The 13812-nt window shown below is 45.8% G+C and carries 13 protein-coding genes; 9 read left to right on the forward strand and 4 right to left on the reverse strand.

The genetic code is table 11. The annotated features are described in order from the left end of the window. The first annotated feature begins 1 nt into the window (after position 1). Positions 2 to 730, forward strand: a complete 729-nt coding sequence (kdpC, locus tag NSQ68_RS06550) for a potassium-transporting ATPase subunit KdpC (protein ID WP_342428341.1) — start codon at positions 2 to 4, stop codon at positions 728 to 730. A gap of 106 nt (positions 731 to 836) precedes the next feature. On the opposite strand, the gene NSQ68_RS06555 is transcribed toward kdpC, so the two are convergent. From NSQ68_RS06555 to NSQ68_RS06565, 3 genes are all read right to left on the reverse strand, one after another. After that, complete coding sequence (locus NSQ68_RS06555) at positions 837 to 2030, reverse strand: MFS transporter (protein ID WP_342428342.1); 1194 nt, start codon at positions 2028 to 2030, stop codon at positions 837 to 839. 13 nt (positions 2031 to 2043) lie between these two features. Then, positions 2044 to 2586, reverse strand: coding sequence for a PadR family transcriptional regulator (locus NSQ68_RS06560; RefSeq protein WP_342428343.1), 543 nt, complete (start codon positions 2584 to 2586; stop codon positions 2044 to 2046). Positions 2587 to 3075: 489 nt separating this feature from the next. Then, entirely contained in the window at positions 3076 to 4395 is a 1320-nt protein-coding gene (locus tag NSQ68_RS06565) for an Nramp family divalent metal transporter (protein WP_071639954.1), read from the reverse strand. A gap of 584 nt (positions 4396 to 4979) precedes the next feature. On the opposite strand from NSQ68_RS06565, the gene NSQ68_RS06570 reads away from it, so the two are divergent. From NSQ68_RS06570 to NSQ68_RS06580, 3 genes are all read left to right on the forward strand, one after another. Continuing rightward, entirely contained in the window at positions 4980 to 5399 is a 420-nt protein-coding gene (locus NSQ68_RS06570; RefSeq protein ID WP_013309264.1) for an organic hydroperoxide resistance protein, read from the forward strand. 123 nt (positions 5400 to 5522) lie between these two features. Next, on the forward strand, positions 5523 to 5849 hold the full coding sequence (locus NSQ68_RS06575) for a hypothetical protein (RefSeq protein WP_013309265.1): 327 nt from the start codon (positions 5523 to 5525) through the stop codon (positions 5847 to 5849). A gap of 129 nt (positions 5850 to 5978) precedes the next feature. Beyond that, complete coding sequence (locus NSQ68_RS06580; protein WP_342428344.1) at positions 5979 to 6404, forward strand: thiol-disulfide oxidoreductase DCC family protein; 426 nt, start codon at positions 5979 to 5981, stop codon at positions 6402 to 6404. A gap of 7 nt (positions 6405 to 6411) precedes the next feature. On the opposite strand, the gene NSQ68_RS06585 is transcribed toward NSQ68_RS06580, so the two are convergent. Further along, on the reverse strand, positions 6412 to 7188 hold the full coding sequence (locus NSQ68_RS06585; protein WP_342428345.1) for a DUF3153 domain-containing protein: 777 nt from the start codon (positions 7186 to 7188) through the stop codon (positions 6412 to 6414). 239 nt (positions 7189 to 7427) lie between these two features. Between NSQ68_RS06585 and NSQ68_RS06590 the strand changes: the two genes are divergently transcribed. From NSQ68_RS06590 to NSQ68_RS06610, 5 genes are all read left to right on the forward strand, one after another. After that, positions 7428 to 8399 carry a zinc ABC transporter substrate-binding protein gene (locus tag NSQ68_RS06590; RefSeq protein WP_342428346.1) on the forward strand — a complete coding sequence of 324 codons (972 nt, stop codon included), beginning with the start codon at positions 7428 to 7430 and terminating at the stop codon, positions 8397 to 8399. A gap of 14 nt (positions 8400 to 8413) precedes the next feature. Continuing rightward, positions 8414 to 9178, forward strand: coding sequence for a metal ABC transporter ATP-binding protein (locus tag NSQ68_RS06595; protein ID WP_342428347.1), 765 nt, complete (start codon positions 8414 to 8416; stop codon positions 9176 to 9178). Positions 9179 to 9183: 5 nt separating this feature from the next. Continuing rightward, positions 9184 to 10113, forward strand: a complete 930-nt coding sequence (locus NSQ68_RS06600; RefSeq protein ID WP_342428348.1) for a metal ABC transporter permease — start codon at positions 9184 to 9186, stop codon at positions 10111 to 10113. Continuing rightward, a complete protein-coding gene (locus NSQ68_RS06605) occupies positions 10110 to 10997 on the forward strand; it encodes a metal ABC transporter permease (protein WP_307348650.1) in 888 nt (295 codons plus the stop codon). The genes NSQ68_RS06600 and NSQ68_RS06605 overlap by 4 nt, the downstream gene beginning before the upstream one ends. Before the next feature lie 215 nt (positions 10998 to 11212). Further along, positions 11213 to 13540, forward strand: a complete 2328-nt coding sequence (locus tag NSQ68_RS06610) for a histidine kinase (protein ID WP_342429086.1) — start codon at positions 11213 to 11215, stop codon at positions 13538 to 13540. The last annotated feature ends 272 nt before the right edge of the window (positions 13541 to 13812 follow it).

The following is a 13812-nucleotide window of genomic DNA, read 5'->3' on the forward strand; positions in this document are numbered from 1 at the left end:
CATGAGTGGTTTTTATCGGATGATGTCTGGACGCAGATTTGCTGCACACGAAAAAGCCGAATCTGGCGGGCAAGGTCATAACAAACGTACAGGGACCGGGACTGTGTCGGAAGGACAACCGGAGAGACAAGAGATGCGAGGAAGTACAGTTATTGGAGTGGCTGTGCGAACTTCGGTGCTGATGATTCTCTTGTGCGGTTTGGCATATCCGCTAGCAAGTACAGGAGTAGCGCAGATCCTGTTTCCTCAGCAAGCAAACGGCAGTATGCTCCGTGACGCGGAGGGGCGGGTGGTTGGCTCCGAACTGATTGGTCAGTCTTTCACTGATTCGGCGTTTTTTCAAGGTCGGGTATCGAGCGTTGATTACAATGGGGTTGGTTCAGGCTCTAGTAACTACGCACCGTCGAATCCGGCCTTGATACAGCGAGTCAAGGACTCTATTGCGGATTGGCAGAAGCATAACCCGGATGTACCCGTTAGTCAGGTTCCGGTGGACTTGATTACGAACTCCGGCTCCGGTCTGGACCCGCACATTTCTCCACAGGCGGCACGGGTGCAAATTCCTCGCATAAGCGGCTTGACGGGTATCCCGCAGGATCAACTGAGAGCACTGGTGCAGGAGCAGACAGAAGGCCGCAGCGCCGGCGTGTTCGGCGAGCCGCGTGTGAACGTGCTCAAGCTGAATCTTGCGCTTGAGGCGCAAATGAAGGTAGAGCCTGCCAAGCCATAGATGGATCAAAAAAAGGTATTCCTGAGCGATAAGCTTGAGGGATACCTTTTTTTCAGGGACTGGAATGCTCTATGATGCAAAAATATGCAATAAAATGTTTTATTCCTTATGGGGATATGAATTTTTGGCTTTCCTTAAGGCTGAAAGCGAGTACAAACATGTATATAAATACAATAATGCCTATAATTAAATAAGAGAACTTAATATTCATTAGATCCGTGAGAGTACTGCTCAAAATAGGGCCGATCATTAGGCCAATCGAGTATGCCGTGTTATAGAGTGCGAAAGTAATTCCATAAGAATGAATTCCACTTCGTTGAGAGATATCAGCAAGTTGAGGTAAGCAGGGAGCAAGAACCATACCCATGCTAACCCCTAAAACAGCTAAAATAACAGCTTGAAGCGATAATATTGCTGGAAGTGCAGTCAGAGGAAGTGCAATGGATACCATAAGTAGACCGAGGAGAATTCCATTTTTATAGCCGAGTTTACTAGAAAACTGTCCTATAAAAGGTGTTGCTAGGCCATAAGCAAGCGTGGGAATAGCAAATAATAATCCAATAAGTCCTGGGTTAGCGCTAAAATTGTGCTGTAGGTGTAACGGTAATGTTGGCTCAAGTACGCTTGGGATGGATGCGCCGATAATTACCACTCCAATAACCAAAAGCAAATCTTTATTTTTCATGAACGAGAAAGGGGAAATATACTTTTCATTTTTCGCTTCCAGAATATCATGCAGGAGAATTAGTCGAAGTATAGCATCGATGACGGCCAAGGAAATGGCAAAGTAAAAAGGAAGCTGGTAACTTCCCCATTGATACAACCATCCGCCAATTGTTGGTCCGAGAAGGGTTCCGGCGGCTTGACCGGATAATGCCAAGCCCATGGCTTTACCACGTTCTTCAGAAGGGTATAGATCAGCCAAGAGAGCGAGTCCTGCTGTCCAGGTCATTGCGGCTGCAATTCCCTGAAGAGCGCGTGCCACTACAAGTAGCCAGAAAGTGTGGGCTATGGCAAACATTAAAGTGGAGGCTATGAGTCCAATTAACCCCCATAATAGAGGTGTCTTTCTCCCAATCCGATCCGTTAATAGGCCAAAAACAGGTGTAGCTATAAATAATGCGATTGCATAACTGCTGAATAAAAATCCGATTTCAGTTTGAGTTGCGCCCAGAGAATCTGCATACCTTGGCAAAATGGGAACGACTAATCCATAGATTAACATATCAATGAATACAGCTAATCCGACAACAATTAGTGCAGCTTTTTGCTTATTTTGTGCTCCTTTACTCAGTTTCATTATTACATCCTCCTCATAAATTTCTTCCGATTTCCTCTTTAATTTGTTTGACAAATTTCAATTGAAGCTCACATTGATCATAAATATTTCTGAAAATTAACATAACGTTTACAGGGATATCCATAAGTTCAGCTTTTTGTTCTTGCCCTAATTTCATTTCTTTATAGATTTTTTCGATGGCTTGCTGCTGGAAACTTAAAGCTTCCTCAATTTCATGGAGCCCAGCCTCATTCATAAAAGTTAAAGCTGTGTACAGTGCTGTTGGAAATACAACAGAAGATTCCTTAAATGATTCGATTAAAAGCCGACTAAACTCACTTTTTCCAGCCTCCGTGATAGCATATATAGCTTTGGTCCGGTTCCCTGTCTGTTCTAACGTTTCTAACTGTACAATTCCTTCTGAATCCATTTTTTTTAAGGCATGATATATGGAAGCTGGTTGCACATAAGCCCATTTATCCGTTTGTGCTGATTGCATTTTCTGTTGTATTTCGTATCCTGACATTGCTCCATATTGCAGCAAGAGCCCAAGAACCATCACACGTGTTGTACTCAAGATGATATCTCCTCCATATAGTTTAATAATAAACTTTCAATACTAAACATTTAGTATTGTAATTTTACTGTAGCATTACAAACTAAGGAAGTAAAGAATTTCACTTAAATGAATAGACATACGATTCAAAATTGGTAGTATGACTTTTGAAGTTAAAAAGAGCTTTTGAAAAGCAATGCGAACAGGTTCGTAAGTAAGGGGAGCGCTCTACAACTCGGGAATATTCGATCCGTGTCGGGTATGGAGATCATGAGAGCATGCTTGATGTTAGATTTGTGGAAAAAAATGCGGAGCTAAGCCTAAACATATTAGAAAAATGACCGTCTGGATCCTTGATTGTAATGCCCGAACAGCTGATGTTTCTTCAAAAAATTTTTATCGAAGAGCATTCACATTTTTGAGAAAAGAAAAGAGATATCACTACGCTTTTTATGGCGTGTTGGATATCTCCTTTTTTGGGTGTAGCTAGGCGTCTGTAAGCATTATTGTTCAACCTGATATCGTTTGTACAATGAGCACTACATTCAAGATGATAATGACAGCGGTCACGATCCAGGTTAATACTTTTTGCCACATTTTATTTGCGAATTCACCCATAATCTTTTTGTCGCTGGTAAAGAGCAGTAATGGAATGATGGCAAAGGGAAGCTGGATGGACAGGATGACCTGGCTCAACACAAGCAGTTCCTCCGCACCTTTTTCACCTGCGATAGCAGTGACGATGACCGCTGGAATGATCGCGATGAGGCGAGTCACCAGACGACGCAACCAAGGTGAAAGACGAAGGTTCAAGAAGCCCTCCATCACGATTTGTCCGGCTAAAGTGCCTGTTACAGTTGAGTTTTGCCCTGAGGCGAGTAACGCTACCCCAAATAGTATGCTCGCCAGTGTGGTCCCCAGTAGTGGCGAAAGCAGATAATAGGCATCACTAATTTCGGCTACATCTGTTCTTCCTGCCGTATGGAATACAGCAGCTGCCACGATCAAGATGGCGGCATTAATAAATAATGCGAACATCAGCGCTATACTGGAATCCCAAGTTGCAAATGTAATAGCTTCCCGTTTACCTGCTGAAGTCTGCTCAAATTTACGAGTTTGTACAATAGAAGAATGCAGATACAGGTTATGCGGCATTACAGTAGCACCCATAATACCGATGGCAATATACAGCATGCTAGGATTTGTCAAAATTTGCGAGTCTGGTACAAAGCCACCCAATACGCCGCCCCATTCCGGTTGTGCCAAAATGAGATTAATGCCAAAACAGCCGGCAATCGTCGCCATCAGTACAATGACGAGGGTTTCCAATGCCCGAAAGCCTTTGTTTTGCAGCAATAAAATGAGCATAACATCAAATGCGGTAATGATGACTCCGTATAGTAACGGTAGACCAAACAGCAACTTCAGCGCAATGGCTGAACCGATGACCTCGGCCAAATCCATGGCTGCAATGGCAATTTCGCACAAGAGCCATAAGCCGATCGCGACAGGACGACTGTAGGCATCCCGGCACATTTGAGCCAAATCTTTACCTGTGGCAATGCCAAGCTTGCCAGATAAGGCTTGCAGCAGGATGGCCATCAGGTTGGAGATTAGAATGACACTAAGCAGCGTGTAGCCGAATTTTGATCCGCCGGCGATGTCTGTAGCCCAGTTGCCGGGGTCCATATAGCCGACTGCGACCATATAGCCGGGGCCAGCAAAGGCAAGAAACTTCCGAAACCAGGTCCCGTCTTTTGGGACGCTCAAGGAACGATTCACTTCCGACAGTGAAGCGATTTCCGCGAAGTTACCCTTTGTATTTTTCATACGCTTCACCTTCTTTATTGATGTTGAAATATATTATTAGTGACATAACGATTGTGTTATCCCTATTGTACACTCCCAATAGTTTTTGTCTAGTACAACTTTTGTGTGGTCAAGCAAGTTAATCGTATTTTTGAAGCAATATGGCCATCGTATAAGCTGAACCATAGAAAAACCAAGCTATATCGCTCTGAGGGGAGCGGCTTGGTCGTTTTGGATTTTTTAAATTGTTGTCCATCTTCCGGGTGAACGCCGTTCCATATTTTATCAATTTCCTTCTCATGTGCGACAGGGTCATCCCATCGAATGGGTAGGATCATAAAATGGTCTTACCTTATTCCGTCCCCGAAAATTAAACGATTGGTGGAGATGGTTGTTCAATGTAGACGGCCCAAGTAGGGGCCTATAACATATAGTGTAAACATGGTGGGGTTGAACTAAACGGTAAATGTACTGGTTTACATCCATATTTCAAATGATTCATTTTATGTAGTTCGTTTAAAGTACATACGAGAAGGAAATCATGTATTAACATGACGATAGATTCCTGCGGAATGCAAAAGATATAGTGAAGGAGAGATGAAATCATGGAAGCATTATACACAGCATCAGCAACGGTACATGGTGGAAGAGACGGTTCAGTCGCTTCATCCGATGGAGTTTTGAAGCATAAGCTCAGCACGCCGAAGGAACTGGGTGGCGCAGGTGGAGAAGCTACGAATCCAGAGCAATTGTTTGCGGCAGGCTATGGTGCCTGCTATGAGAGCGCATTGGCTAACGTGGCCCGGAAGGCTAAGGTGAAGGTGGACAATGTTGAGGTCACCAGCCACGTATCTATCGGCAAGGACCCAAGCGATGGGGGCTTCCAGCTGGCGGTACGTCTGGATGTGAAAATACCCGGTATTGAACGCGCCCAGGCCGAAGATCTGGCACGCCAAGCGCATGATTTTTGTCCGTACTCCAAAGCAACACGCGGCAACATTGATGTCGAGCTCAATGTCATTTGACTGCATTTCTATAACTTCTACACTCTGGCCGCCGATTTATCGGGGGCTTTTGCACATAGATCTTGATTCGCTGAGATTCACGACCATTTGACATCATCGCCAAAATTCATTAAGATGGCTTAGGTGATTCTGGTCATCAGGTACGAAACAAATTTGAAAAATACGGGTGATATGATGTCTTACAGACCGAATATTGTTAATTTCACGCTGGCTGGCAGCAACGAAAAAGAAGGGCTTTATGAGTTTAAAATGAGTTTGGCCGATGGAACGGAGTGCCGCGTTTTTTCTCAACGTCATCCGGAGTGGACCTTGACGAATATTAGTCGACTGCTAACGACGCCTTGCCCGGTATGCCATAAGGATTTTATCTGCAAGTGTATGGATAAGTTCCATGAGGAGTTTTTAGAGCAAATTAATACGAAACAGCTGTTTGAGAAAGCATTGAGCTAGTTTTTCGAACAGGTAAAGACTATACATTTCTAAACAAGCGTCGGATACTTTCGGCGTTTTTTTGTTTATATTCATATGGTTGCGTTGATGGTATTCATGCTGTTGATTTCCCTGGAGGTGAAATGCTATATGAACCAGTCTGATCATGCTCATTTAGATCACTCCATTGTGTTGGTGGATGGAGTATGCCACTTTTGTCAGGGAGCAGTCCGCTTTATTATCAAGCGTGACCCTAAGGGAACATTTCATTTTGGTTCCCTGCAATCCGAGACAGGACAAGAACTATTACGTGCAGGAGGACTATCTACAGATCAGTTGGATACGTTCGTGCTGATTGAAGACGGTACGTATTATACGAGGTCCACTGCGGCTTTGCGAATTGCCAAACGTCTTCGTTTTCCATACCCGCTGGTCTATGTATTCATCCTGGTTCCCCGCTTTGTGCGCAACGCCGTCTATAACTGGGTGGCGCGTAACCGATATCGTTGGTTCGGCAAGGGTGAAGAGGATCAATGTCAGATCCCCCCACCAGAAATTAGACAACGATTTTTTTAGTCGCTTTTTAATTTTCCTTTTTGGAGCGATGTCTACGAATTAGTAAGATCACAGCGATCACGATCAGTATCAGGCTCGTAACAGCTACATACATGATATGTCGTACATTGGGCACGTTAACAGACAATTTTAGCTCGTTAGATTCTAATGGAGCAATGTTCCAATACAGTGTTTTTCCGTCTTCCGACACACGGTCCGCATTATGGGTAGCAGGTTGGATGGGTAAGGATAGGCTGAAGTTAAGATCCAGCTGCCGCTCCAGTAATTTGCGCGCAAGCACATTCATTTGTTTAAATTTGTCACTCAGTCCTTGAGCTTCTTCAGGAAGCATCCGTGGTAGATCGAGCTTCATGGTAAGATCAATATTCGTTGTGAAAAAATGTTGGCTCACAGCGCGCTGTATTTCTAATCCCTCAGGTAGATGTAATCCCTGACTGGGATTTTTTTTGTTTGTGCTCCAATCTCCTTGATAATGCCCCTTGATTTGATATCCTTTTCTTCCCTGTTCAGCTAGCGGCTGTACATCTACATTGTTGCTTTGAATACGCTTGACTAATTGATCTAGCAGCCCGGGATTGTCCAACATCATCAGTGTCTGGTTGTTTACGCTGAACGTCGCATCCATATCTACACTTTGATCGAGATGAACATCTACATGGATGTCACCTCGAGCACAGGAAGTTAGGGCAAGCAGACAGCACACCAGCATAAAAATGAGCAGTATTTTTCGTATCCGAACTTGCCGACGTTTGTTCCGATATGGGCTGTACCCTATTGGCTCCATGACCTGCACCTCTTTATATGTATTCTTTGGTTTAACGATTGGATATCTTCTATATATTACACATTGGGAGAACGAAAATCGAACGGTATAACGAAATACATAAGAAGAATTATATTTCATAAAATGTTTCCCTAGGTAAAAACTTTAGTGTATACTCTAAAATATAGTATTAATAAAAAATAATTGACACGAGGAAATAGTTTGTCCCAAAACGAATATTCAAAGGAGGATTTTAAAACATGAACAAGCAGTTTAAGAAGGCTTTGCCGCGCTGGGTAACGACGGTTGGAGTATTGTCTCTGGTTCTGGTTCTAGCGACTGCATGTATCGATGCTAAGAAGAAGGAAGAGAGAACTGCGAGAGAGACGGGACAAAAAATAAAGGCTACGGCTACCATCGGTATGATCTCTGACATTGTCGGCAAGGTTGGCGGTAGTCATGTGGAGGTCACGGGAATTATGAAGTCAGGCGTTGACCCGCATTTGTACAAGGCTTCTCAGGGAGATATGCGCAAGCTGGATCAGGCCGACGTTATTTTTTATAACGGGTTGCATCTGGAAGGTAAAATGCAGGACATTCTGGAGAAAATCAGCAAGCAAAAACCCGTCATACCCGTGTCCAAGAACATCACACAGGATCAGTTGCGTGCAGGTAGCCCGGAAATGGGATCGGAGCATGATCCACATATCTGGTTTAACGTACAGAATTGGATGTCTGCGGTAGAAACCGTCAGAGATGAATTGTCGGCGCTAGACGCTGTTCATGCGGAGGAATATAAGGCCAACGCAGATGCCTATCTTACTGAGCTGCGAAAGCTGGATGATTACACGAGAGAGCAGATTGCCAGTATACCGGAAGCCCAGCGCGTGCTTGTCACGGCACATGATGCTTTCGGCTATTTCGGAGATGCCTACCACATTCAAGTGAGAGGACTTCAAGGTATGAGCACAGAATCAGAAGCAGGTTCTCAAGATGTGACTAAGCTGCGAGATTATTTGGTGGAGCATAAAATCAAGGCTATATTCGTAGAATCTAGTGTTCCGAGAAAAGCCATAGATGCGGTTATTCAGGGGGCCGCTCAGCAAGGTCATACAATTGAGGTTGGTGGCGAGCTGTATTCGGATGCCATGGGTGAAGAGGGCACAGAAAATGGAACATATATCGGAATGGTCAAGCATAACGTCAATACGATTGTTAAAGCTCTTAAATAAGGAGGCAAAGATACATGGGGCATTCACCACTTGTCGTTCGTGATTTATCGGTAGCTTATCAAAAAAAGCCCGTTTTGTTCGATGTGTCCTTTGAGGTGCCGGAAGGCAAGCTGATTGGTATTATCGGCCCGAACGGGGCTGGGAAATCTACACTGATCAAGGCAACGCTTGGATTGATTCCAAAGCTTAGGGGCGAGGTGCTGGTCTACGGCAAGCCCTATAAGCAACAGCTGCTTAAGGTTGGCTATGTACCACAGCGGGAGTCGGTGGATTGGGATTTTCCGACGAACGCATTGGATGTGGTTTTGATGGGACGATATGGAAGATTGGGCTGGTTTAAGCGTCCGGGAGCAGCAGATCGTCAGGCTGCGATGGAGAGTTTGGACAAAGTTGGAATGAGCCAATATGCAGACAGGCAGATTAGTCAATTGTCTGGCGGCCAGCAACAACGTATTTTTTTAGCCAGAGCACTTGCGCAGGATGCTCAGCTTTATTTTATGGATGAACCGTTTGTCGGTGTGGACGCTGCAACAGAAAAAGCCATTATTTCATTGCTCAACGATCTGAAACAGCAGGGTAAAACCGTGCTTGTCGTTCATCATGATTTATCTACAGTCACGGATTATTTTGATCAGGTTATGCTGTTGAACGGGCATCTTATGGCGTTTGGAGAGACGACAAATATTTTTACCGAGGAAAATCTGCAGCGTACGTATGGCGGGCGTCTGAGTATACTCAAAACAGGCCCGGATTCTGGCACGATACTCGGAGTGAGGTGAGCAGTATGACAAGCTTGGCATTGCTTTTGACCGATCCAAACATGCAGTGGATTTTGCTGGGCTGCATTTTGCTCGGTTTAAGCAGCGGGGTGATTGGCAGTTTTATGTATTTGCGCAAACAGTCGCTGATGGGAGATGCTTTGGCACATGCGGCTTTGCCGGGGGTATGTGTGGCATTTATGATCACAGGTACAAAATCCGTGTTTGGATTTATGATTGGGGCCGCCATTGCAGGGATTGTTGCGACCTTTGCTATCAGTGCGTTAACCCGGTATTCGCGAATTAAAAGCGATTCGGCGATTGCAGCGGTGCTGTCGGTATTTTTTGGCTTCGGCATTATGTTGTTGACCGAAATTCAGCATAGTGGCGCAGGAAACCAAAGCGGTTTGGATAAATTTTTATTTGGTCAAGCTGCAGCAATGGTATTGTCTGATGTCTATACGATGGCGGTAATTTCGGTGGTGCTCATTGGAATATGTATATTATTTTTTAAGGAATTTAAGCTGCTCAGCTTTGATCCCGGCTTTGCGCGCGGACTTGGTTTTCCGGCAGGTTGGCTGGATAAGTTGTTGATGCTATTGATTGTCATTGCGGTGGTTGCGGGCATTCAGGCCGTGGGAGTCATTATGATGGCTGCCTTGCTGATTACCCCGGCAGTGTCGGCAAGATACTGGACAGAAAAGCTGGGTGTCATGGTGTGTCTATCAGGCTTGTTTGGTGCTATAGCGGGGCTTGGTGGGACGCTCATTAGCTCTCTGGGGCAAAATCTGCCTACAGGACCGTTATGCGTGTTGTGTGCGACTGTGGTGTTTGGAGTGAGCTTGATTTTTGCGCCGCAGCGCGGAATGATCTCCAAGGCTATCGTTCGGTTGAACGCCAGAAAAAATCTGGAGCAGACAGTCAGAACACAGCCAAGGGAGGAGCGTGCCCTATGAGTTCATTTTATGTAATTCTGACGGGAATGTTAGTGGCAGGGGGATGTAGTATCGTTGGGTGCTTTCTTGTGCTCCGAAAAATGGCTATGATCGGTGATGCAATCAGTCATGCGGTACTGCCGGGGATTGTCATTGCCTTTCTCATCAGCGGATCGAGGGATTCGGTGTGGATGATGTTTGGTGCGGCTGTGCTGGGTCTTCTAACGGTGTACCTGATTCAGCTATTCCAACAAAGCGGTCTGCAAAGTGATGCTGCCATTGGCGTAGTGTTTACGACATTGTTTGCTATCGGTGTTTTGCTGATCAGTGTGTTTGCTTCCAATGCCCATCTGGATATGGATCACGTTTTGTATGGGGAAATTGCTTATGTGCCGTGGAATACGTTAGAAATAGCCGGCTTCGATGTCGGTCCGAGGGCTGTGTGGATTACGGGCGCGATGTTTTTGATCAATTTGCTCGTGATAGGGGGCTTTTTCAAGCAATTTAAAATTACTTCCTTCGATCCCGCTTTGGCAGCTTCATTAGGCATTCCAGTTGTTTTTTTTCATTATCTGCTGATGAGTCTCGTCTCACTAACGACGGTGGCGTCATTTGAGAGCGTAGGCGCAATTCTGGTGGTTGGCATGCTCGTTGTACCGCCTCTTACCGCTTATTTGCTGACGGAGAAGTTGTCCCGTATGATTGTATACAGTGTCGGATTCGGAGCCATCAGCTCGGTCGCAGGCTTTTACACAGCAAGTGTATTGGATGCTTCTATTGCGGCATGTATGCTGTGTGTATCGGGTGTGTTGCTGCTTTTGGCTTTTCTCTTTTCCCCGTCTCACGGTGTGGTATGGCAAAAGTTAATTCAACAACGGGGGATCGTTGGCGAAGATAGCAAGTGATTGTAGGAAGTGTTCCCATATAAGTTACCCAAAAAAGCGTGCATTCAGGCATAAGAGACCTGAATGCACGCTTTTTTGCGCTTATGCTACCCTGTGCGGCTTTTTTTGGGGCAAGCTTGATGGATCATCTTGAATTGATTGGGACACGGGAGTACATTCATTACAACCATACAAGATGGACGGAACGAGCGGCTACGCTGTGGGGAGGAACGAAAGTGGAGAGCTTCAAACGTAAATCACCAGAGGAAATACTGGATTCGATTAACAAACTGCATCGAGGCAGACTCAAAATATACATGGGTGCGGTCAGTGGCTCGGGTAAAACGTATCACATGCTGCATGAGGGACGGTCGCTGCAGCATGAAGGTATTGATGTTGTGATTTGTGCGGTATCGACCATGCAGCGGCCTGTGACCGTGGAACAGGTCGGCACGTTGGAGCGAGTGCCTAGTATTCATTGGATAAAAGATGGTGAGGAGCAAAAGGATCTGGATGTGGAAGCTTTGGTGGCGCGTAATCCTGAGGTGGTACTGGTGGATCATTTGGCACATCATAACCGGAAAGGCGCCCCATTTCCAACACGGCTGGAGGATATTCGGTATTTGCTGGAACAGGGGATTAGTGTCATTACGACGGTCAATGTTTATGAACTCGAAGGAATTACGGAGTGGGTATATCAGCTGACAGGCTTTGAAGCGGAATATACGGTTCCGGTTGATACACTAGAGCTTGCGGATGAAATTCGTCTGATTGATGCCACCCCGGAGATGATTTTGGAACGGTTGGCGAAAGGCTATATGCATACGCCCAATCCTGAGATGTTTCACCGGGGAAATCTGGGTAAATTGCGTGAGCTTGCCTTGCGATTGATAGCAGAGGATGTGAATGATTCGCTGGAACGGCACCGGGAGGAGTTAGGCTTGCACGGGGCGTCAGGAGCCGCAGAGCGTATTTTGGTACCTGTCCAATATCATTGGAATGGGTCCATTTATGTGCGTAGGGGGGAACAGGTCGCCAAGCGGTTGGGTGGAGATATGCTAGTAGTCTCCTTTGTCAGCTCGAAGCGCACGCTGTCCAAGGAATCAGCAGCCTTTAAGCGCTCAATTGAGCAATTGGCTGACAAGATAGGATCAACATTTGAAGAAATCCCGCTTTTTTCTCGCAGAAGGTTGCCTCGTCAACTGATTCATTATGCGGTGACGCACAATGTTACCCGTATTGTTATGGGGCATTCTCGGCAGACTCCGTGGCAGGAGCTGATGAAAGGATCGCTGGTGAACGGGATTTTAAAACGAATGAAAAATATGGATCTACTGCTGATTGCGGACCGAGCCGAGCAGGAGGGTGAGCGAATTTTACCAACGATGAGGCAGGAGGTAGAAGAGAATGATCCGTATCATCGTTTGAGCGTTGAGGAAGCACAGGCTGAGGCAGCCAAAATCCTGCGGGGTAAGCTCAAGGTATACATTGGCGCTGCTCCGGGAGTCGGCAAAACATACACGATGCTGAGAGAGGGGAATGATCTGCTGGAGAGCGGGATCGATGTAGTTATCGGACTTCTGGAAACGCACGGAAGAGCAGAAACATTGGCCCAGGTAGGGTCTCTGGAGATGATCCCTCGTCAGTCCATTGAGCGTCATGGCGTACACTTGGAAGAAATGGACACCGAAGCTATTCTCAGGCGCAATCCGGAGGTCGTGTTAATTGATGAGCTGGCGCATACCAACGTGCCTGGAAGTCTGAGATCCAAGCGCTATGAGGATGTGCTGGCTATTTTGGAACAAGGGATTTCTGTGATATCCACAATGAATGTTCAGCATCTGGAGAGCTTAAATGATGCGGTAGAACAGATTACTGGCATACGAGTGAGAGAGACTGTTCCCGACCATATGATGCGTCTGGCCGATGAAGTACAGCTTGTTGATGTGGCTCCCAAATCGTTGCAGCAGCGTATGCGTGAGGGCAAAATATACGATCCTGCGAAGGTGGAACAGGCACTTAGCCATTTTTTTAAACTGGGCAATCTGATTGCGTTGCGTGAACTTGCTTTGCGGGAATTGGCAGATGACGTAGATGAGCGGCTGGAATCCTGGGATCGACACGAATCACTTCGGGGACCGTGGCGCAGGGAGGAAGTGATCTTCGTAGGCGTGACGCTAAGCGAAAATGCTGAAAGGTTGATCCGCCGTGGTTTTCGTATTGCCTTTCGTCTGAAGGCTGTGTGGATTGTGACGTATGCTCATGTCGGTGAGCGTATACCCGAAAGACTGAACCCTCGTCTGGAACAACTAAAGTTGCTGACCCACCGACTGGGGGGAACCTTTGAGATACGGCTTGTTTCCAGCCGACGCGAGATTGCCGACATTTTGATTGCTCCGGTGGAAGGATATTCAGGTACGCAGCTCATCGTGGGGCAGTCTTCCCGAAGTAGCCGTTGGGGTAAGTCTGCGGTAGTGCCGAGGATTCTCCGTCAAGCACGTCATATGGATGTTTTAATTGTGGCGGATTATGATCCGGATATTAAGCTGGAGGTAGATCATTAATTCGCCCAGTAAATTCATAAATAGTCATATGCTGGTTACCGATGGCTCGCTGCTTCCATAGTATATTCTATCTCAAAGAAATGGAGGCGAATTTGAATGTATAAACATCGTAAGCATGATTGTCATTTTCCAAAGCCAAAAAAACGTGTCTTTAAGAAGATCATTAAGGTGACTGTCATTAAGTTTAAACCTAAATTTAAACGTGATCACTGGAAACATGAAGATTTTGATAAGAAATGTCATTGCAAGAAACGTCGTCATCATCGCCATCA

It is taken from the genome of Paenibacillus sp. FSL L8-0158, assembly GCF_038592965.1.
GTDB lineage: Bacteria > Bacillota > Bacilli > Paenibacillales > Paenibacillaceae > Paenibacillus > Paenibacillus polymyxa_D.